Source organism: Acidisoma sibiricum (assembly GCF_057837225.1).
On the sequence record NZ_CM174445.1, the window covers coordinates 3,161,083 to 3,181,923 of the forward strand.

At 62.0% G+C, this 20,841-nt stretch carries 18 protein-coding genes; 11 read left to right on the forward strand and 7 right to left on the reverse strand.

Features of this window, described 5'->3' with window-relative positions; translation table 11 throughout:
- The first annotated feature begins 392 nt into the window (after positions 1 to 392).
- The gene (locus AC3G7M_RS15080) at positions 393 to 1,412 is read left to right on the forward strand and encodes a fatty acid desaturase (RefSeq protein WP_489212954.1); all 1,020 of its coding nucleotides are present in this window, start codon (positions 393 to 395) and stop codon (positions 1,410 to 1,412) included.
- Positions 1,413 to 1,501: 89 nt separating this feature from the next.
- Here AC3G7M_RS15080 and AC3G7M_RS15085 read toward each other — a convergent pair whose 3' ends face one another.
- The 3 genes from AC3G7M_RS15085 to AC3G7M_RS15095 are packed head-to-tail and all read right to left on the reverse strand — an operon-like array spanning position 1,502 to position 3,100.
- Positions 1,502 to 2,020: a GNAT family N-acetyltransferase gene (locus AC3G7M_RS15085; RefSeq protein WP_489212955.1), complete on the reverse strand. Its 519-nt coding sequence runs from the start codon at positions 2,018 to 2,020 to the stop codon at positions 1,502 to 1,504.
- Between the two features lie 4 nt (positions 2,021 to 2,024).
- Positions 2,025 to 2,594, reverse strand: a complete 570-nt coding sequence (locus tag AC3G7M_RS15090; protein WP_489212956.1) for a helix-turn-helix domain-containing protein — start codon at positions 2,592 to 2,594, stop codon at positions 2,025 to 2,027.
- Complete coding sequence (locus AC3G7M_RS15095) at positions 2,594 to 3,100, reverse strand: GNAT family N-acetyltransferase (protein ID WP_489212957.1); 507 nt, start codon at positions 3,098 to 3,100, stop codon at positions 2,594 to 2,596. The genes AC3G7M_RS15090 and AC3G7M_RS15095 overlap by 1 nt, the downstream gene beginning before the upstream one ends.
- 155 nt (positions 3,101 to 3,255) lie before the next feature.
- Between AC3G7M_RS15095 and AC3G7M_RS15100 the strand changes: the two genes are divergently transcribed.
- The 5 genes from AC3G7M_RS15100 to AC3G7M_RS15120 all read left to right on the forward strand — a co-directional run bounded on the left by AC3G7M_RS15100 (position 3,256) and on the right by AC3G7M_RS15120 (position 10,601).
- Positions 3,256 to 3,858, forward strand: coding sequence for a TetR/AcrR family transcriptional regulator (locus AC3G7M_RS15100; protein ID WP_489212958.1), 603 nt, complete (start codon positions 3,256 to 3,258; stop codon positions 3,856 to 3,858).
- Between the two features lie 89 nt (positions 3,859 to 3,947).
- Positions 3,948 to 5,057 carry an efflux RND transporter periplasmic adaptor subunit gene (locus AC3G7M_RS15105; protein ID WP_489212959.1) on the forward strand — a complete coding sequence of 370 codons (1,110 nt, stop codon included), beginning with the start codon at positions 3,948 to 3,950 and terminating at the stop codon, positions 5,055 to 5,057.
- Positions 5,058 to 5,135: 78 nt separating this feature from the next.
- A complete protein-coding gene (locus tag AC3G7M_RS15110; RefSeq protein WP_489216063.1) occupies positions 5,136 to 8,219 on the forward strand; it encodes an efflux RND transporter permease subunit in 3,084 nt (1,027 codons plus the stop codon).
- Positions 8,220 to 8,221: 2 nt separating this feature from the next.
- Positions 8,222 to 9,646, forward strand: a complete 1,425-nt coding sequence (locus AC3G7M_RS15115) for an efflux transporter outer membrane subunit (protein ID WP_489212960.1) — start codon at positions 8,222 to 8,224, stop codon at positions 9,644 to 9,646.
- A gap of 568 nt (positions 9,647 to 10,214) precedes the next feature.
- On the forward strand, positions 10,215 to 10,601 hold the full coding sequence (locus AC3G7M_RS15120; RefSeq protein ID WP_489212961.1) for a recombinase family protein: 387 nt from the start codon (positions 10,215 to 10,217) through the stop codon (positions 10,599 to 10,601).
- Between the two features lie 26 nt (positions 10,602 to 10,627).
- On the opposite strand, the gene AC3G7M_RS15125 is transcribed toward AC3G7M_RS15120, so the two are convergent.
- Together AC3G7M_RS15125 and AC3G7M_RS15130 are read right to left on the reverse strand one after the other, a co-directional pair.
- The gene (locus tag AC3G7M_RS15125) at positions 10,628 to 12,589 is read right to left on the reverse strand and encodes an AAA family ATPase (RefSeq protein WP_489212962.1); all 1,962 of its coding nucleotides are present in this window, start codon (positions 12,587 to 12,589) and stop codon (positions 10,628 to 10,630) included.
- Between the two features lie 658 nt (positions 12,590 to 13,247).
- On the reverse strand, positions 13,248 to 14,246 hold the full coding sequence (locus AC3G7M_RS15130) for an NAD(P)H-binding protein (protein WP_489212963.1): 999 nt from the start codon (positions 14,244 to 14,246) through the stop codon (positions 13,248 to 13,250).
- A gap of 266 nt (positions 14,247 to 14,512) precedes the next feature.
- Between AC3G7M_RS15130 and AC3G7M_RS15135 the strand changes: the two genes are divergently transcribed.
- Genes AC3G7M_RS15135 through AC3G7M_RS15145 form a run of 3 tightly spaced genes read left to right on the forward strand, consistent with a single transcriptional unit; the run spans position 14,513 to position 17,217 of the window.
- Positions 14,513 to 15,829, forward strand: coding sequence for an AmpG family muropeptide MFS transporter (locus AC3G7M_RS15135; RefSeq protein WP_489212964.1), 1,317 nt, complete (start codon positions 14,513 to 14,515; stop codon positions 15,827 to 15,829).
- Complete coding sequence (locus AC3G7M_RS15140; RefSeq protein WP_489212965.1) at positions 15,829 to 16,539, forward strand: CoA transferase subunit A; 711 nt, start codon at positions 15,829 to 15,831, stop codon at positions 16,537 to 16,539. Before AC3G7M_RS15135 ends, AC3G7M_RS15140 begins: the two co-directional genes overlap by 1 nt.
- A 12-nt stretch (positions 16,540 to 16,551) precedes the next feature.
- A complete protein-coding gene (locus tag AC3G7M_RS15145; protein ID WP_489212966.1) occupies positions 16,552 to 17,217 on the forward strand; it encodes a CoA transferase subunit B in 666 nt (221 codons plus the stop codon).
- A 75-nt stretch (positions 17,218 to 17,292) separates the two neighbouring features.
- Here the strand turns inward: AC3G7M_RS15145 and AC3G7M_RS15150 are convergent, their stop codons facing one another.
- A complete protein-coding gene (locus AC3G7M_RS15150; protein WP_489212967.1) occupies positions 17,293 to 18,513 on the reverse strand; it encodes an MFS transporter in 1,221 nt (406 codons plus the stop codon).
- Between the two features lie 127 nt (positions 18,514 to 18,640).
- Between AC3G7M_RS15150 and AC3G7M_RS15155 the strand changes: the two genes are divergently transcribed.
- Positions 18,641 to 19,504, forward strand: coding sequence for a DMT family transporter (locus tag AC3G7M_RS15155; protein ID WP_489212968.1), 864 nt, complete (start codon positions 18,641 to 18,643; stop codon positions 19,502 to 19,504).
- Here the strand turns inward: AC3G7M_RS15155 and AC3G7M_RS15160 are convergent.
- Positions 19,501 to 20,163 carry a glutathione S-transferase gene (locus tag AC3G7M_RS15160; RefSeq protein ID WP_489212969.1) on the reverse strand — a complete coding sequence of 221 codons (663 nt, stop codon included), beginning with the start codon at positions 20,161 to 20,163 and terminating at the stop codon, positions 19,501 to 19,503. The two genes, AC3G7M_RS15155 and AC3G7M_RS15160, sit on opposite strands and share 4 nt — an antisense overlap.
- Before the next feature lie 185 nt (positions 20,164 to 20,348).
- Here AC3G7M_RS15160 and AC3G7M_RS15165 point away from each other — a divergent pair, with 185 nt between their 5' ends.
- Positions 20,349 to 20,840, forward strand: coding sequence for a MarR family winged helix-turn-helix transcriptional regulator (locus tag AC3G7M_RS15165; protein ID WP_489212970.1), 492 nt, complete (start codon positions 20,349 to 20,351; stop codon positions 20,838 to 20,840).
- The last annotated feature ends 1 nt before the right edge of the window (position 20,841 follow it).

Genomic DNA, 20,841 nt, shown 5'->3' on the forward strand with positions numbered 1-20,841 from the left:
TGCGGCCTCGGCCAACGGCCGCGGCCCCGGTTGAAGACCAGGATTGTCGGTGACCGGCTGCGGCACCCCGGGACCATGGCCCCAATCGTCCCTTCATCAGCTGAGGCCGTGATCTGCTCGGGGAACCGGCTCTGCGCCGGAATGCCTTATGGGAGCGTCAGGACTGACCACCCTCGCATAGGCTGAGTAAACGCAGCTACCGGCAGGATCGGACAATTGTGTGTTCTCCCCCTCGCAGAAAAGAACTAGACTATCGGCGCCTGATACATGCTGCGGGCTGTTAATACAGACGGGTCAGCGACAGCCGCAATGCTCTGACAAAATCGAGTTTCATTAGCTCGCTTTGCGGATGGCAGGATCTTCCGATCCGTGGCTATGAAAAGGATTTTCCGATGTCTCATAGTCCCACGACAATGGCCCCGCCGATTGATCCCGCTGTGCAAGATCGCTTGCGCTCATTTCAGTCGTCGCTTCAGGCGCGCGCGGCGTGGCAGGTGTTTTCGACCTTTGGGCTCTATCTGGCGCTGACTGCGGCCATGTATGGGTCGCTGAGGATTTCGATATGGCTAACGCTGTTACTGGCAATTCCCTGTAGCGGGCTGATGGTGCGTATTTTCATTTTTCAGCATGATTGCGGGCATAACTCTTTTTTTGCCAGCGCCCTGCACAATCGGATTCTCGGTCGCGCCTGCAGCCTGGTCACGCTCACGCCTTTTGCCTGGTGGCGGCGGGTACATGCGCGACACCATGTGACTTACAATAATTTGGATCGCCGTGGATGTCCGGCAGATTTCTATACCGATTGCCTGACCTTGGCCGAATATCAGGAGTTGAGCCGGTTTAAGCGTCGGCTATACCGGTTTAGCCATCATCCAGCTCTGATTCATCTGCTGCAGCCGCCATTGGTCTTTATGCTTCTGCAACGCGTGCCGTTCGATACGCCAGCGCCCTTTGTGGCTGAGCGCCGCAGTGTTTACGCACTGAATCTTAGCCTGGTGCTCATATTTGCCACCCTGGTGTATTTTTTCGGTGTCAAAGCCGTGCTTCTGGTCCATCTGCCGCCATTGCTGATTGCGTCAATCATCGGCATCTGGCTGTTCTCGGTGCAGCATCGCTTCGAGGAATCGCAATGGTTTTCCAAAAAGGATTGGACCCAGGCCAACGCCGCGTTGCACGGCACCTCTTACCTGAAATTGCCGCGGGTACTGCGTTGGTTCAGTGCGGATATCGGCGTGCATCATGTCCATCATTTGCGCCCATCCATCCCAAACTATCGATTGCACGACTGCAATGAAGCGTGCCAGCCCAGCATGGCGACCGTCACGACCTTGACGATCGCCGAAGCCTTGAAAGCGCCGACATTCGCACTTTGGGACGAAAATCTGCACCGCATGGTGCCGTTTCCGTCGTAAGACTGAAGCGCAGCGTCCGGTCGGTCAGACGTCCGCCTGGACATAGGCAAAGTGGCTCTCTGACAAACGCACTGTGTTTGAAACAGGATCTAGCCGATCCGTTTCCAATACAGGCGCGTGCCGGTGAGGCCGCCCTGCGGTTTCAGGGCGAAATCCGGGATCTCACCGGCAAAGACAAAGCCGTGGCGCTCATACAGCCGCGCCGCGCCTCCGTCGCTTGCGGTGTCGAGCATGAGATGCGTGCGGCCCAGGGCGTGGGCCTCCGCCTCGGCCGCGCGCAGCAGGGCCGAGGCGATGCCCTGGCCGCGATGGCTCACGCGCACCATCATTTTGGCGATTTCCGCCCGGTGCGGCTGGTTTTCGGGCAAGGACGTGACAAGCGTAATGGTGCCGACCAGGCTTTCATGCGCGAAGGCGCCGAAAATGATTCGTTCGCCCCGCGCGGCGGACATGAGGGAGGCATCCCAGAAGGCGGCCGCCTTTTCAAGGCTGAGCGGGTGCATGAAACTGACGGACCCGCCATGGGCGACGGTTTCCACCAGCAAAGCGGCCAGGCTTTCGACGATATCAGTTGATGCTGCAAGCGGCCGGATTGTCACTATCTCCATCGCTTTAGCTCCGCATCAGAAAGACGACATAGACGCAAACCTCATCGCGCTCATTGGCGAAGGTGACATCCGTGGGCGGCCCGAAGGCGAGGCAATCGCCCGGCCCCAGTTCGTGCCGCTGCACACCCACTTCCGTCAGCACCAGGGCACCCGTTTCCACCATCAATAATTGCCGCAGCCGAACGTGCGATGCGGCCGGCAGGGTGACGCGCGCGTGCGGCGGCATCTCGACACGCACGAGTTCCAGCGGAAAATCCGGCTGACTGAAAATCTGCCGGCGCAGATAGCCGCTTTCAGGGTCCTGCCACAGCGGCTGATCGGCCGCACGGGAAACACGCTCGCCCGCCCCTTCGGCGCGCAGCAGTAGCCCGGCCAAGGTGAGATCAAAGGCGGTGGCAAGCTTCAGCAGCGTGACCGCCGTCGGGCTCATCTCGGCACGTTCGATCTTGCTTATTGTTGCCTTGGCAACGCCAGAGGCTTCGGCAAGGTCGGCGAGCGACCAGCCCCGCGCGTCACGCTCGAAGCGGATGCGGTGCGCGATCCGCGCTTCCGCCTCGGTCTCCGCGCTGCTCATCAGGGCGCGCCCTCGGACAGGATGCGCTGCATGAAGACCAGATCGAGCCAGCGGCCGAATTTGGTGCCGACTTCATTCATGCGGCCGACGCGAGTGAAGCCGAGCTTGTCATGCAGACGCAGCGAGGCCGGATTGGCGGCATCGATCCCACCGATCATGACATGCTTGCCCAGCGCCGTAGCCTCGCTGAAGAGCGGCGTGATAAGCGCGGCACCGAGACCCCGCCCCCGGCAATCCGTGCGGATATAGACGGAATGTTCCACCGTCAGGCGAAAGCCGGGCCAGGGACGGAAATCGCCAAAGCTCGAAAAGCCGGCCACGTCCCCTGCCTCGTCTTCCGCGACCAGGACGGGATAGCCGAGCGCGCGGCGGTCACGGAACCATGCGCGGCGCTGATCGAGGCTCGCCTCCTCTTCCGTATAGACGGCGGTCGAGGTACGGACGACCTCATTATAGATGGCGAGAATGCCGGGCAGATCGGCCTCGGTGGCCGTGCGGATGCGCATGGGATCTCCTGAATCATCGTCTCCAGATGATTTTAAGAGACGTTCGTCTACTATACAAGACGATTTTCCCAAAACTGCATCACAGTCATCACCGCAGAGGACAATTGACCGCCGAGGGGTGATGAATTACATCACTCGTCACCTAAAGGATGACCATGGCTCCTCGCGCTGAAACCTATGAGCTGATTCTGGACAAGGCCAAGGAGCTGTTCACGCGCTTCGGCCCGATGCGTACCACCGTGGCCGACATCGCCCGTGGGCTCGGCATGTCATCGGCCAATGTCTATAAGTTCTTTCCTAATAAGAATGCGATTATCGAAGCGGTCGGCCAGCGATTCATGGGCGAGCTGCATCGGCAACTCATACCTTTGACCAAAACGCCCAAACCCGCCTGGGACCGGCTCGAAGATGTGGTCCGCGCGGTCAATCGTCATTTTACGGATATCATCGAGTCCAATTTCAATCTGCATGGCGCGCAATTCTTTCAAAACATTCTCGAATTCGAGATCCTTAAGCGCCAGGACAAATTCGTCGGTGAATTTCTCCATCGCACGCTCCGCCACGAGCTGGCTCTATTGCTCCGCGAAGGCGCCGAAGCGGGCGAGCTTAAAGTCGATAACGCGGATATCCTGGCTGAGACATTTCTTGACTGTCTCTCCTGCTCGATCGAGCCAATTATGCTTCTCAGCATGACCCGCGGGGCGATCGAAGATCGGCTCGATCGTCAATTGCGTCTGCTGGCGCGCACGGTTCGGTAAAAATTTTGCCTTAAGGGTGATGAATGTTAAATTACGTTACTTCCCCTTCGCCACGCGCGCGGAGGTTCGGGTCTGCCGCCAGTCTGGCGGTGATCGCTCTGGCTCTCGCGAGCTGCGACAAGCATGGCGCGGCGGGTGCGCCGCCGGCCGGACCGCCGCCGGCGGTCAATGTCCTCACGGTTGAACCCCAGCCGGTCACCACGACCACGGAATTGCCCGGGCGCACCTCAGCGGTGCTCACCGCCGATGTCCGTCCGCAGGTGAGCGGCGTTATCCTCAAGCGTCTGTTTACGGAAGGCAGCGAAGTGACGGAGGGCCAGCAGCTCTACCAGATCGACCCTTCCACCTATCAGGCGACCTACGATTCCGATCGCGCGACGCTCGCCTATGATCAGGCGGCCCTGGTCAGCGCCCGCGCCAAATCCTCACGCTACCGGCCCCTGGCCGCCGCCAATGCGGTGAGCAGCCAAGATTACGACGATGCCGTGGCCTCAACCAAGGAAGCCGAGGCCAATATTCTCATCGCCAAGGCCAATCTGGAATCCGCGCAGATCAACCTGAACTACACCAAGGTCGCCTCTCCGATCTCCGGTCATATCGGCCAGTCCTCGGTCACGCCCGGCGCGCTGGTCACGGCCGACCAGACCACCGCGCTGGCGACCGTGACGCAGCTCGACCCGATCTATGTCGTGCTCAACGAGCCGGCGACGACCATCCTCCGCCTGAAGCGCGAAATGGCCGCGGGGCAGTTGCAGACCGCCAGCGACAGCGCCGCGCGCGTCACGCTGAAGCTTGACGACGGCAGCGACTATGCCCTGCCCGGCAGCCTGCAGTTTTCGGAAGTGACGGTCAGCGAAACCACCGGCACCGTGCTGGTGCGCGCGATCTTCCCCAACCCCGATCACCTTCTGCTGCCCGGCATGTTCGTGCGCGCCGAACTCGTCGAGGGCGTGAACAAAAACGGCATTCTGGTTCCCCAGGCAGCGGTCTCTCACAACACGCATGGCGATCCGACCGTCTATGTCATCGGGTCCGACAACAAGGCGCATCTGCGCGTTATCCAGACGGGCGACTCGATCGGCAGCAACTGGGTCGTGACCGGCGGTCTGAAGCAAGGCGAGCGCATCGCCACGAACGGCTTCTTGAACATCAAGGATGGTGGCCCGGTCACGCCCATCCCTGCCGCCAACAAGTCTTAAGACAGACCGGGAGTCCATACAGTGTCCCGTTTCTTTATCAACCGGCCCATCTTCGCGTGGGTTATCGGCATCGTCATCATGCTGCTCGGCGCGCTCGAGGTGATGCAGCTGCCGATCTCGCAGTTCCCGACCATCGCCCCACCCCAGATCTCGGTCACGGTGACCTATCCCGGTGCGTCGGCCGAGACCGTCGCCGACACCGTGGTGCGGCCGATCCTGCAGGAAATGAGCGGGCTTGACGGTCTCGAATATATTTCCGCGACGGCCCAGGCCAATGGGTCGATGGAAATCGACCTCACCTTCAGCCAGGGCACCAACCCGGACATCGCCCAGGTTCAGGTCCAAAACAAGGTTTCGCTCGCGGAATCGACCCTGCCGTCCGAGGTCACCCAGCAGGGCATCACGATCCAGAAATCGACCAAGAACTACATGCTGATCGTCGGCCTGGTGTCCACCAATGGCAGCATGACGGCACAGGATGTCTCCGACTATATCGCCTCCAATATCGAGAACCCGCTGACCCGCATTCCGGGCGTGGGCGACTATCAGCTCTTCGGCTCCGAATACGCGATGCGTATCTGGGTCAATCCCGAAAAGCTCTATAAATACGCTCTCACCATCGGCGACGTGACCAGCGCCATCGAAGCGCAGAACGTGCAGGTCTCTTCCGGCGAACTCGGCGGCCTGCCAGCCGTCAAAGGCCAGCGTCTGGATGCCCTGATCGTCGGCCCCAGCCGCATGACGACGCCCAAGCAATTCGAGAATATCCTGCTGAAGGTCGAGCAGGACGGGTCCCATATTCTGCTCAGCGATGTCGCGACCGTCGAACTGGGTGCGCAGGACTACAGCTCGGCCGCGCTCTACAATAATATGCCGGCCAGCGGTATTGCGCTGAAACTCGCACCGGGCGCCAATCAGCTCAGCGTCGAAAAAGCTGTGAAGGCCGAACTCGGCCGGTTGAGCCAGCAATATCCGCCCGGTCTTGAAATGGTCTATCCGATCGACGGCGCGCCCTTCATCGCGCTTTCGATCGAAGAAGTCGTGAAGACGCTGGCGGAGGCGATCGCCCTTGTCGTCGTCGTCATGCTCATCTTCCTGCAGAATATCCGCGCCACGCTGATCCCGGCAATCGCCGTGCCCATCGTGCTGCTCGGCACCTTCGCGATCCTGGGATCGCTCGGCTATTCGATCAACACGCTGACCATGCTGGCCATGGTTCTGGCGGTCGGCCTGCTCGTCGATGACGCGATCGTCGTCGTCGAGAATGTCGAGCGGCTGATGCAGGATTATGGCCTGTCGCCGCGAGAGGCGGCCATCCGCTCGATGCAGGAGATTTCCGGCGCGCTGGTCGGCATCGCGACCGTTCTGTCTGCCGTCTTCCTGCCCATGGCCTTTTTCGGCGGGTCAACGGGCGTCATCTACCGGCAATTCTCCGTCACTATCATCTCGGCCATGGCTCTGTCCGTGCTGGTGGCTTTGATCCTGACGCCGGCGCTCTGCGCCACGCTGCTCAAGCCGCGCAAACATGATCCCATGAAGGGCCGCGGCCCGAGTGCGATCTTCAACCGTGGCTTCGAGAAAATGCGGCGCGGCTATGGCCGTGGCGTGGGCGGGCTCATCAGCGGCTCCTTCATCACCATGCTCGGCTTCGCCGGCATCGTGGTCGCCGCCGGCTGGCTGTACTTGCACCTCCCGATCGGGTTTCTGCCGCAGGAAGATCAGGCACTGCTGATGGGCCAGGTGTCCCTGCCGGCGGGCGCCACCGCGGAGCAGACCGAAGACCTCAACCGGCAGGTCGTGGACTGGACGCTCAAGAATGAGGCGGCCAATGTGAAGGGCGTCTTCACGGTCGCCGGCTTCAACTTCGCCGGCCAGGCGCAGAATGCGGGCTTCATCGCCGTCTCTCTCAAGGACTGGTCTGACCGCACGCGGCCCGATCAAACGCCCGCCGCCATTGCCGGCCGCATCATGGGCCATTTCTGGGGCAATCCGAACGGACAGGTCTTCATTCTGCAGCCGCCCGCCGTCATGGAACTGGGCAATGTAACGGGCTTCGATCTGGAGCTGGAAGACACCGCCAATATCGGTCATGACGCATTGCTCCAGGCGCGCAACATGCTGCTCGGCATGGCCGCGAGCGATCCCAAGCTGATGGCGGTCTATCCCAACGGCCTCAACGATGCGCCGCAGTTCAAGCTGGATATCGATCAGGAGAAGGCCTCCGCCTATGGCCTGTCGATCAGCGATATCAACACCGCCATCCAGGGCGCGCTCGCGTCCGACTATGTCGACCAGTTCATGCGCAACGGCCGCGTGAAGGACGTCTACGTACAGGGTGAGGCTGGCGCCCGCATGCAGCCCTCCGATCTCGGCCGCTGGTATGTGCGGACCAGTTCCGGTGACATGGTGCCCTTCAGCGCCTTCATGACCGGGCATTGGGTCACCGGCCCGCAGAAGGTCGAGCTTTATAACGGCCTGACCTCCTTCGAGATTCAAGGTCAGCCGGCACCGGGCGTCAGCTCGGGTGAGGCGATGGCTGAGATGGTCAAGCTCATCGGCAAGCTGCCGCCGGGCGTGGGCTACGAATGGACCGGCCTGTCCTATGAGGAAACCGCGTCAGGCTCGAATACCGGCGAACTGTACGCCATCTCGGCCCTGGTCGTGCTGCTCTGCCTTGCCGCCCTTTACGAAAGCTGGCCGGTGCCCTTCGCGGTCATGCTGGTCGTGCCGCTCGGCCTGATCGGCACCATCCTCGCGGCCTTCCTGCGCAACATGGACAATGACGTCTATTTCCAGGTCGGCATGCTCACCACGGTCGGTCTTGCCGTGAAGAACGCCATTCTGATCGTGGAATTCGCCAAGGCCTTCTACGACGAGGGCAAGTCCTTGCGCGAAGCCGCCCTGGAAGCGGCGCGGGAGCGGCTGCGGCCCATCCTGATGACGTCGATCGCCTTCATCTGCGGCAGCGTGCCCCTGGCCATCGCCGCGGGTGCGGGCGCGTCCAGCCGCCAGGCCATCGGCACGGCGGTCGTCGGCGGCATGCTGACGGCAACGATCCTCGCCGTCTTCTTCGTGCCCGTCTTCTTCGTCGTCGTGCTCAAAATCTGCGGCGTCAAGCCACGGCCATCGCTGGACCCTAGCCCCGCGCAGAAGGAGGTTTGATCATGCGTCGCTTAGCCTTGAGCAGCCTTCTGCTCCTGTCCGTCTCGGCCTGCAGCCTGATCCCGGATTACCACCGGCCGTCCTCCTCCGTGGCGGGGGACTGGCCGGCCGGCCCCGCCGCCGCCTCGGCCAAGGGCACGCCGGGGGCCAAGGCCGCCGACCTCGGCTGGTCGCAGTTCCTGCAGGACCCGGTGGCCCAGGACCTTGTGCGCCTGGCGCTGGACAACAATCTCGATCTTCGGGTCGCGGCGCTCAACGTGCAAAGTGCCCAGGCGCAATACGGCATTGATCGCGCAAGCCTGTTCCCGACGATCGACGCAACGGCGGGTTACGAGCAGTCTGTGACGCCGGGTGATGTCTATGGCACGCCGGGCTCACCGCAGACTCTGCGCGAATACAGTCTCGGCGCCAGCGCTGTGTCGTGGGAGCTTGACCTGTTCGGGCAGATCCGCAGCAAGGCGCGGGCCCAGCGGGAAACCTTCTTCAGCGATACGGAAACGCGCACCAGCACGCAGCTGACGCTGGTGGCCGAAGTCGTCTCCGAATATCTCACCTGGCTGGCCGACCGCCAAAGCCTGGCGGTGGCACAGGACACGGCACGGAGCGAGGCCGATTCGGTTCGGCTCACACAGCTGGAACTCACCAATGGCACCACAACGGCGCTGTCGGTGGCGGAGGCCGAAACAACCCTGCGCCAGGCGCAGGCGAGTGTGGCCCAGTATCAGCGGGCCGTCGCCCAGGACATGGACGAGCTTGTTCTGCTGGTCGGCGCGCCGATCCCAGGCGATATCGTGCAGCGCATGGAGGCAGTGAACTTCCTCACGGCGGAGCCCGCCTTCCCGCCCCTCTCGGCCGGACTGCCGTCTGACCTCATCACGCGCCGTCCCGATATCCGGGCGGCCGAACACACGCTGCTCTCGGCCAATGCCAGCGTCGGCGCGGCGCGGGCCGCCTTCTTCCCCTCCATCAGCCTGACCGCCAATGGCGGCACGGCCAGTGCCAGCTTGAACCACCTGTTCGGTGCGGGCCAGGCGAGCTGGCTGTTCGAGCCACAGATCAGCGTGCCGATCTTCGATGCCGGATCGAATTTCGCAAGCCTTGATAGCGCGAAGGTCGAGAAAAGGATCGAAATCGCGAACTACCAGAAAACTATCCAGCAGGCGTTCCATGACGTGGCGGACGCTTTGGCTGCGCGGGCAACCTATACCGATCAGATCGCCGCGGAGACGCAGCTTGTCGCCGCGGATCAGAAATATTTTGATCTCTCCAGCATGCGGTTCAAGGCGGGGGTGGATACCTATCTCAGCGTGCTGGTGGCGGAGCAGAACCTGTTCAGCGCCAAGCTGACGTTGATCAGCCTACAGCTGTCCGAGCAGCAGAATCTCGTGACCCTCTACAAGGCGCTCGGCGGCGGCTGGAAAAGCTGAGTTTCCCAGTCAACGCATCATGCCCGTCGACACCCTGTCACCATCATCCCCGGGTTTATCCCGGGGATCGACCCGTCCGGGCATCGCACGTCCCGCCCGCCGCATTCGTCATGCCCGCGCAAGCGGGCATCTCCTCCTCCCGGCACCTGAACGGGGTGATCCGCAAGCGCATGCGCGGATGCCGGGAAGAGCCAAACAGCACGTCCAGGTGTGCCTCAGTTTGAGTTTTCGATATGGGTGGAGGGCGGTCCTTGAGGGCAATCGCATCCATGTCTGCTTAGCGCCCAAGATGGTCATTCTAGGGCCGCCGGGCCGAGCCCGAAATCGGACATTGAGCATGGTGCGAAATGGAAGATATATGCACAGAACCTAGTGTGCTGTTCGGATTACGCTTTTCTTGCGCATAATGTATTTGCAGAATATCTGCATGATTTATGGCCTTGCACGGGTTTCAACGGACGGTCAGAGCGTGACGGCGCAGGTTGCCGAGTTGACGGCCGTCGGAGCGGGCAAGGTGTTCCGCGAAGTGGCCTAGGGTGCAAAGACCGACCGCGCGCAGTTGCGTTGCGTGCTCGAGCAGCTCGAAGCCGGCGACGTGCTGATGGTGACCAGGCTCGATCGGCTAGCGCGCTCGACCCGCGACTTGCTCAACACTCTCGCTTCGATCGCTGGCAGGAAAGCCGGCTTCAGGTCGCTGCATGACACATGGGCCGATACAACGACCGCGCGCGGCGGCCGCCTGATGCTCACTGTCCTCGGCGGCTTGGCAGAGTTCGAGCGCGAGCTGATCCGCACGCGCACGGGTGAAGGCAGGGCGCGTGCTGTGGCGCGTGGCGTAGAGCTGGGCCGCAAGCCAAAGCTCACACCCCACCAGCAGAAGGAAGCGCTTGCTCGGCGCGATCGCGGCGAGGAAACGCTCGCTGAGATCGGGCGCAGCTACGCCGTCAGTGGGTAGACGATTTCACGTCTGTAGAGAGTGATTTAGGTAAGCAGCGCATTGAGCTGTGCGAAAGCCTGCCCGAAACGCTGCTTCGTATTTTGAGAAAGAGCTGGCGTAAGCGCGTCTATGTTCTCCGTGAAATACCGGGCTGGTCGGAAATGTCCAAAGCTTCCGCGCTTGAGTGGATGCTCTTTCAGGACAGCCTCTATGGCTCTTAAAATCCGGGGGAGGTGTGCATTGAGATCGCTGACCTGCAAAGGCTTCTCAAGCACATCAGCATATTCGGAGTTAACAAGACCAAGATAGAAATCTCGATCGAACATGTCTGCGACGTCTGCCTCAGCGGTGCCGGTGAAATCCGCATAAGTAAGGACGTTGGCCTTCTTTAAAAGCCTCTTCTTATATAGTCCTTCGATCGATTGCTTATCACTCGTCTGAACATCCAGGAGAGTGGCGATCTTCAATCCCTTTTGTGGTGCTAGCAGAGCGACGAAGGTAGGCACTTTCCCGCTGCCTCCTACCGGCGTGATCGTCCACTTGGGACTGAGTCCGACGCCCCCTTCCCGTTCTAGGACGCTGCTCATGGTCCGGATAAAAAGCATGTCTTCCGGGCCTTCGACCACAAGGCAGTTCGGGCCAACAAAGAGTGTCTGATGGATTTCATAACCCAACGCACCCTGAAGCGGGAACAGGCTATCTTCCGATGCGTCGAACACATCGGTTAGAACTTTGGTGCCATCATCGTCTTTGGATAACGGCTCGGTGGCATCGATGCTTTTATCTTGGACAATACGGACCCGTTCGAAATGGTTATGATCGACCATAAATGGCGAATGGGTCGTGTATATCACCTGATGGTGTGGTTTGAGTTCTTCTTCAATATACCGCAGAAGGTCTGCCTGTGCTTTTCCGTGCAACGAAAGAGCTGGTTCATCGAGAAGCAGAACGACATTATTTCCCTGCCGCTTTACGTCTTCATACCAGGCCAAAAACGAGAAAAACCAGACAAAGCCGCGCGATCGAGACGCTAGTTCTGTTGTCGCCCAATGCACTGAGTCATATACCTTGCCCCATATGTTCACACCGGATCGCATATGAACGGGGTCTTCAGGTTTTGCCTCTCGCACATCAAACTTCATTTGAAGATGCTTATTCTGCGACCAATAACGCAAAATTTGGCGCGAGAGGTGATTTCCCGCACCCTCGAGAGTGTTTGTTAGCTCAACAGTACGTTGAGTATTCAATAGATCGGGAAGTTTCAATCGAGCCAGATTTATTAAACCCAGCAAAGGATGATCGCTTGGTTGAAGGGTGTTGCTATCCCTACGCTGAATCAGTGCAGGTATGTTTTCATGTCCGGCAAGTTGATAGTATTCGTCAAAATATAGAAATTTTGGAAGCGATTTTGTGAGGATCACATTATAGGAATGCCAAGACGCATCATGGTCGCCAAATTTCGCTAAAAGCTCTCGTAGCTTATTGACTTCGCTAGATGCCTCAGCCTTTGAAAGGACGGAATTAAACTTCGGCCAACTATCCTGAACGCGAAGCTCATCTCGGAGGCTATCAAGGAGGTTGTAGTTTTCGGCTAAGAAAAGTCGCGCGGCAGCTTCGTCAAAATCTAGTGTGTAGCACCGCTTGTTTTCATAATCCTTGGTCAACTGGAGTCGCCGGCTGGTTAAAGCCTTTTTGCCGAACACGACTTCGACCGCCTGCACGTCGCTGTCGCTCAATTCGAAGGTTGCCTCAATCACGGTCGCAGGTTGGCGCTTTCTGTTTTCGATATCGTAACGGTAGTCACCCACTTCCTTCCGTGGATAATCATCTATTACGTCAAACTTTGAATCTTCTTCAATGAGAGGATTGAGCCGATAGAGCGCCTTTAGAAGGCCAGTCTTTCCAGCTTCATTCTTGCCGACAAGGCAGGTAACGTCGTCAGTAGAGATGGGACCGGAGTCCCATATGCTGCGAAATTCGCGCACGCGATAACTTTTAAGCTTCATCCATCCCTGCCTACGTCAAAGAAAGGCCATCCGCATCGCTGCGGTAGGCCCATCACCTTGGACGGTCATCGCCATCCCTGGCTGCACCGTGTCCTGAATGTACCCCAACCATCATCATCTTGGAACAAATATCCCGAGGAGCGCGAGGGGCTGGCCCCTCGCAGGGCGCGCTGCATTCTGGCGACGTCGGGGTCGGCGGACAATTTGTCCACAATCACACGTTAATGGCTTAGTCGAAATTCCGCTGTCTTTTGGATGCATTTTGAAACAGCGATTTGAAGGGAAAGTCGCCTGATTTTGCCGTTTTCGACGATTTGTTCCGCAATCGAACGTGAGGCAGACCACTGATATGACTAACATTTCCGCTTGGCGTGCAATTTTGGACAAATTGTGCGGCGACCCCTCCTTCAACGACCTAGGCGCAATGTCCGCTGTTTGACCGTGGCGCCCGGAAACAGCCAGTCCGCTCGCGGCCATTCTCGACAGTGACGGTTTTCCTGCGAGCGCCGCCTTTGTGGTGAGCGTATCCCTGTTGCCGCCGGCGCGTTCGCCGCTCACACGGGATCGGACATCTTCACCCACAGGAAGTGCCAGTCACGATCAATTATTGCGGGTCGTTCTCGATAACAGTGTGGCGTGGCGTGCGGCGCTGCCCTGGTCAGAACACGGCATGGTCCCCCCGCTCCGCAGTTGCGTCGCCATCCACGAGCTTCTTGTAGAATTCGAACAGGGTCTCTGTCCCGGCCGAGGGCGTGGCGGCAGCGTCGTAGCGTCCCGTCTCGCGGTTCAGCACCAGCATCGATTCCGTGGCGTAGTAGCGGCCGATGCGTGCCAGTTCGGCCTTCTCCGAGAGAGCCGGCGCGAAGCGGGCGGCGGCGCTCAGCGTGCCGATGACGCTGTCGAGGAACGCCAACGGCACACGGCGGAAGCGGGGCTTGCGGCCCAGCAAGGCAAATAGGGCCTCGCCCTGCTGGCGCGGCGTGATCGCCTCGCCGGGGCCGCCGATCGGCAGCACACGATTCCAGCGGCGATCGTCCTCCAGGCAGTCGGCAAGGTAATCGGCCAGATCGTCATCGCTAATCGGCTTGCAGGCCGTCAGCGCACCGTCCCCGAAGACGAGAAACGATTTACCACGTTTGACCCGCTCGACCTGCCCGGACAGCGACTTGAAGAAGGCGGTCGGCCGGACGATCGAGAACATCAGACCGGACTCGATCAGTGCCGTCTCGAACGCTAGCTTGGCGTGCTGAAACCCGAGCAAGGGTTTCTGCACGCAGATCGCCGAGAGAAGAACGAAGTGGCCGACGCCTAGGCGGCTCGCCGCCGCGAGCACATTGACATGTGCCTGATGATCGATGGCCCACGCGTCCCGGGGCGTGCCGGTGCGCGAGGCCATGCAGGACACCACGGCGTCGAACCGTTCGCCGCGAAACCCGTCGCGTGCGATGCTGACCGGATTGCGCACATCAACAAGACGGATCTCGGCGCCACCGACGGCTAGCGCGCCGCCCGGGCAGCTGCGGGCAAAGCATACGACGTCATGCCCGCGCCGCATCAGCGTGGCCAGCGTCGCGCGACCGATGGTGCCTGTGGCACCAAGGAGACAGACTCGGATCGGGCTGCGCGGGCGAGCGGCAATCATGTCGTCCTGGTTCAAGGATGCTCCCCGTCAATTGATTTTCTCCATCGCACGTCGGAAGCCCGCCTTCCAGAACCATGGAACCACCCATAGGTGATACGAAGGAACATCCGCTTCGGTATATCTTTCGTCTAGAAGCGGACAGTCCAGTTCCGGCGAATACCAGACATAGCCGGCGCGCCACGCAATGTCTCGGATGGGTCGATAGCCGACATTCACACCGAGACTCTCCACGCCTCGAACCCAGCTTCCCGAAACGCCCCCTGGCGTGACACCCTGCCCGCATGAGCGAATCCGCGAGTCTCGAAACCTCCACCCGCCCGCCCTTCTCCGCCATGCTGGCGGACCGGCGCATCTGGCTCATGCTGGGCTTCGGCTTTGCCTCCGGCCTGCCGCTGCTGCTGTCGGGCTTCACGCTGCGCTACTGGCTGTCCGAGGGTAATGTCAGCCTCAAGCTGATCGGCCTCACCAACGAAATCGGCCTCGCCTATTCCCTGAAATTCCTGTGGTCTCCGGTCTTCGACAACGGCGCGCCCGGCCTCCTGCGTGGCCTCGGCCGCCGCCGCGGCTGGCTGATGGCGGTGCAGCCGCTCCTCACGCTTTCCTGCCTGCTCATGGTCCTGGGCAACCCCACCGCCCCGGCGCTGCTCATTCTGTTTGCCGCACTCCTCGCCTTCTGCTCGGCGAGCCAGGACACCATCATCGATGCCTGGCGTATCGAGACCTTCCCGCAGGCGACGCAAGGCACGGCGCTCGCCTTCTATGTCTGGGGCTATCGCGCGGCCATGCTGGTCTCGGGCTCCGGTGCCATCGCCCTGGTCGGCCATCTCGGCTGGCATGGCGTCTTCGCGGTGATGGCCGCGCTGACGCTGATCGGACCTGTGGTGACGCTGCTGGCGCGGGAGCCGACGCCGGACGCCACCGTCGCCCATAGGCTGACGGACCGCGTTTCCTTCGCCCAGCGCTTCGTGCGCTCGGTGATCGAGCCGCTGCAGGACTTCATCCAACGGCGCGGCGCGGTCGTGATCCTGCTGTTCATCGTGCTGTTCCGCCTGGGTGAGGCTTTGGCCGGCACCATGCTGGTGCCCTTCTACCGGCATTTGGGCTTCGACCGGGTGCAGGTCGCCGTCGCCAATGGCCCGATTTCACTCGCCGCCGTTCTCATCGGCGCCCTGATGGGCGGCTGGCTGGTGGCGCGCCTCGGCACCGGCCGCGCCTTGCTCATCACTGGCTGTTTTCAGACGCTCTGCATGTTCATGTATGTGCTGCTGTCCTATTCCGCCGGCAGCCATCACATGCTGACAGCGACGGCGGTGGTGGAATCCTTTGCCGAGGGGCTGGCCGATGCCGCGTTCCTCACCTACCTGTCGTCGCTCTGCTCGCTCGCGCATACCGCAACCCAATATGCGCTGCTGTCCTCCATCGCGGCGCTGGCGTCGCGCACGGTGGGCGGGCTGTCCGGCTTCGTGGTGCCAAGCCTTGGCTGGCACGGCTTCTATGTCATGACCGCCCTCGCCACGCTTCCCTCGATCGCGGTGATGGTCTACCTCCTGAGACACTACCCGCCGGAAAGGCGGGGCCAGATGGAGGGAGTTGGCTGATGGCGGTGTCCAAGGTCCATGCGACCGCGACCGAGGCCCTGGCGGGCCTCCTCAAGAATGACATGCTCATCCTCTCGGGCGGTTTCGGCCTTTGCGGCATCCCCAGCGCGCTGATCGCGGCCATCCGCGAAGCCGGCGTCACCGGCCTCACCATCGTCTCCAACAATGCCGGCATCGACGGCGTGGGCTTGGGCGTGCTGCTGGAGACCAGGCAGGTGAAGAAAATGGTCTCGTCCTATGTGGGTGAGAACAAGCTCTTCATGCAGCAATATCTGGCCGGCGAGCTGGAGATTGAGTTCAACCCGCAGGGCACGCTGGCCGAGCGTATCCGCGCCGGCGGCGCCGGCATTCCGGCTTTCTTCACCCGCACCGGCTACGGCACGGCGGTGGCCGAGGGCAAGGAGACACGGGAATTCGACGGAAATCACTATGTCATGGAACGCGGCATCGTCGGCGATCTCGCCGTCATCCATGCCTGGAAAGGCGATACCGAGGGCAACCTCGTCTACCGCAAGACGGCGCGCAACTTTAACCCGATGATGGCGACGGCCGCGAAGGTCACGGTCGCCGAGGTCGAGGAACTGCATCAGCCGGGCGCCTTCGACCCTGACCATATCATCACCCCCGGCATCTATGTGCAGCGCATCGTCAAGCTCGATCAGGTGGACAAGCGGATCGAGCAGCGTACCACCCGCAAGCGCGCCGCCTGAGGAGGCAAGACCATGGCCTGGACACGTGATGAGATGGCGGCCCGCGCCGCCCGCGAATTGCAGGACGGTTTCTATGTCAACCTCGGCATCGGCATCCCGACGCTGGTGGCGAATTTCATTCCCCCAGGGATGAACATCGTTCTGCACAGCGAAAACGGCATGCTCGGCATGGGGCCTTTCCCGTATGAGGGCGAGGAGGATGCCGATCTCATCAATGCCGGCAAGCAGACGGTGACGGAACTGCCGACGACAAGTTTCTTCGACAGCGCCGAAAGCTTCGCCATGATCCGTGGTGGACATATCAACCTGTCCATCCTGGGCGCCTTGCAGGTGGCCGAGAACGGAGACCTCGCCAATTGGATGGTGCCGGGCAAGATGGTCAAGGGCATGGGTGGTGCGATGGACCTCGTCGCCGGGGTCAAGCGCGTCGTCGTGCTGATGGAGCATACCGCCAAGGGCGAGCCGAAGATTCTGCGCGAATGCACCCTGCCGCTGACCGGCAAGGGCGTGGTCGATCTCATCGTGACCGATCTCTGCGTCTTCGATGTCGGCCGGGCCGCGTCAGGCCGTCCGGGCCTGACGCTGGTCGATCTCGCCCCCGGCGTGACGGTGGAGGACGTGCGCAGCAAGACCGAAGCGCCCTTCGCGGTGCATGCGGATCTGGCGGCCGCCGCCTGACGTGGATATCTGACTAAAGTCAGAGAGTTGACAGCTGTCAACTCTCTGGCTTTTCAATCACCTAACAGGTTTGCCTTACGCGAACCGCCGGACGAACAGCGACAGCAGCAGTCCGAACAGCGTGGCCGCCGCGGCGAGCGTCGCCATGGCGGCGAAGAGGCCGCAGTGATCGGCGATCAGGCCCAGCGTGATGACGGGGATGAGATTGCCGAGATAGCCCGCGATATAGGTGAAGGAGACGATGGTGGCGCGTCCCTGCGCCGGCGCGCTGCGGTTGCCGATCGCCGCCGCGGCTGAGAAGGCCGCGCCGTAGCCCCCGCCCGTCAGCAGCGCGCCGATGGCGAACAGCGCCGCCACGCTGAAGGCGGCCGCCAGCAGGGCCAGCAGCAAACCCGCGATCATCAGGCCCAGACCGGCCAGGACGAGGCGGCGCGGCGCCACATTGCGGCTGCCGAGCTGAACACAGCCGGCGACGATCTGGAACACCGCGATCGTCAATCCGGCCACGGCCGGGTTGTGGATGCCGGCCAGCTGGCGGGCGAAGATCGCGCCCAGCGCCAGGAAGCAGCCGCCCACCATCCAGGCCGTCGCCATGCCGGCGCAGGACAGCCAGAAGCCGGGACCCGCCTCGCGGATCATGAGGCTGAGAGAGGGCTTTGCCCGCGTCTCCCGATGGGCGGTCGCGGGCACGACATCGCGCGGCGCCCAGGGCACGATGCGCAGCAGCAGGATCGCCAGGCTGGCGCCGATCATGATCACCGCGAACGGCACCAGCGTCGGGGCGACATTGGCCTCCAGCGCCGCGGCGGTAATGACGATGCCGCTGGTAATGCCCCCCGTGACGGCGACCGTCGCCAGCACCGCCGCGCGCACGCGGTCCCGCATGGGATCGAGTTCAACCAGGGCGGCGGTCGCCGGCCCCATGATGCAGCCCGTGCCCATGCCGGCAAAGAACCGGCCGATGAGCAGCGCCGGCACGGAATGCGCCATTGCCATCAGCAGGCCGCCCAGCGCCGAGCAGGCCAGGGCCGCGGTCAGCAGCAGGCGGCGGTCGGGAATGCGATCGGACAGCTGGCCCAGCACAAAGAGCGTGGCGACGGTGCCGAGCGAATAGGCGCCGTAGATCGCCGTCAGCATGGCATGGTCGAAATGCATATGCTGCTGGTAGAGCCCATAGATCGGCGACGGCGCGCTGCTGCCCACCATCGCGATCGCGACCGCCAGGATGACAAGGCATCGTGCCGGCAGATATCTGGGATTGCCGCCGGCGGCCGTCTCTATCGCCTGGATGATCAATCGCGCAGCTCTCTTTGGATGCTTTGTCGCTAGAGCATGACTTCGCCCAGAGAGAAAGGGGGCGGCGCGCGTCCGCTCTGCACGCCTGGGCTGATGACAGCCTCACCGCCGGCCGGTAGCAGGCGCCATGGCGATTACGTTCGGGCTACTCGCTGCGATTCTCTGGGGTGTCGCCGATTTTCTGGCGCGGTTCTCGGCGCGCGGGCTCGGTCCCTGGCGCTCGACCTTCTATGGCCAGATCCCCGGCTGCCTGATCTTCACCGGCTGCCTGATATTCAGCCCTGCCTTCCGGCATCCGGCGCTGTCCGCCCCGCATGCCTATTGGCTGCTCGCCGTGATTGCCGCGGCCGGCACCACGCTGTCGGGCTATGCCATGGTGCGCGGTCTCATCGCAGGCGCCCTGTCGCTCGTGGTGCCCGTGGTCGCGAGCTATGGCGCGGTCTCAACCGTGCTGGCGGTCGCGACCGGCGAGCACCTGTCTTTGCCCGCCGCCATCGGCATTGCGCTCACCGTGCTCGGCATCGCCATCACCGCCATGCGCCGCGGCGCGCGCACACTTGAGACGCACAACCGTGGCGCGGGCGTCGGCTGGGCGATCCTCGCGGCCTTCGGCTATGGCACCACGCTGTGGCTGCAAGGGCATTACGTGATGCCCCATCTGGGACCGGTGGCGCCGCTTTGGGTCGGCACCCTGTCATCCCTGCTCCTGGCGGCCACGGTCGCGACCCTGCGGCGGCACAACCTGACGCCGCCGCCCGCACGGCTGATGCCCTATACCTTCGGCTATGGCACGCTGACGGCCCTGGCCTATCTGTGCCTGGCGCTGGGCCTTGCCACCGGCCAGCTCGCGATCGTCGCGGTGCTGAGTTCGCTCTGCAGCACGATCACCGCCATCATGGGCTTTCTGCTCCTGAAAGAGAGGCTTGCCCGCCGGCAATGGCTGGGCATCGCCCTCATCCTGGTCGGCGTCGTGCTGATCAATGCGCGCTAGCGCAGGGTTTCGTATTTCTCGATCTGCCACTCGACCGGCTCCTCGGCCGCCGCCTGATACCAGGCATCGACCAGAGGATGCTGACGTACCGCCTGGCAGTAGTCCTGGCTGAGCGTCTTGAGCGGCGGCTGATAGGTCAGGAACCGGGCGACGATCGGCGCGAACATGATATCCGCGCCGGTGAACCGCTCACCGAAGAGAAAGGGACCGTCCTCCCCGAACTCGCCCTTCGCGTCCGCCCAGATATGCTCGATGCGGGCGATATCCTCGAGCGCGAATTCGGTCTGGCCAAGGCCGGCATAGTCGTCCCGGCCGAGATTCATCGGCATCGCCTGGCGGAGCGCGCGGAAGCCCGCATGCATCTCAGCCGCGATCGACCGCGCCAAAGCCCGCGCCCGGCGCTTTTTGGGCCACAGCGTCTGATCGAACTCGGCGCAATATTCGATAATCGCAAGGCTTTCCCAGATGCGCGCGCCGTTATGTTCCAGATAGGGCACCAGACCGCTCGGCGATTGCGCCTTCACGGCTTCCGTATGGCCGCCGCTGAGGGGGATGACGACCTCGTGCACATCGAGCCCTGCCGCCGCCACCGGCAGCCAGCCGCGCAGAGACCAGGACGAATACCGGCGCGAGCCGATGACTAGCCGACCGTCACTCATGAGGCTTCACTCCACTGCTTTCATCCAGAGACATCATCGACGCCCGGCGGAGGCAAGCCCCGGAGCCGCATGCCCCTCCCCCCCATAGCGAGTGTCTTCCGGCTGTCATTCATAACTGAAACGCAAGAACGCCCATAAGGCAATCGTATCTATTGATATGATAACGGGTGTTATAATCTCCCGGGATGGTCAATTACCCTCAGGAAGAAGACCTTCTCTTCCTCATTGGCGATACGGCACGGCTGATCGGCGTCTATGCCGATCGCATCGCGCGCACGCGCGGCATGTCCAAGGCGCAATGGGTTCTGCTCATCAAACTCGCCCAAAATCCGGGCCTGTCGCAAAAGGACCTGGCCCAGATGATGGCGGTGGAGCCGATTACCGTCGGCCGCCTAGTGGACCGCCTGGAAAGCCATGGCCTTGTGGAACGCGTGCCCGATGAGCAGGACCGCCGCGTTTGGCGCCTGCAGCTTCTGCCGGCGGCCGAGCCCGTGCTGGCGGAACTCGCCGAACGGCGTCGTGAAATCGTCACGATGATCGGCCAGGGCATTGATGATGCAACCCATGACAGGCTGCAAGCCGGACTGGCGCGGGTCAAAGTGAACGTCTCCCACGCGCTGAAGGGGGCCGACGGCTTCCCGCAGCCAATCACCGACAGTACTAAAGCGGCGGTCTGAG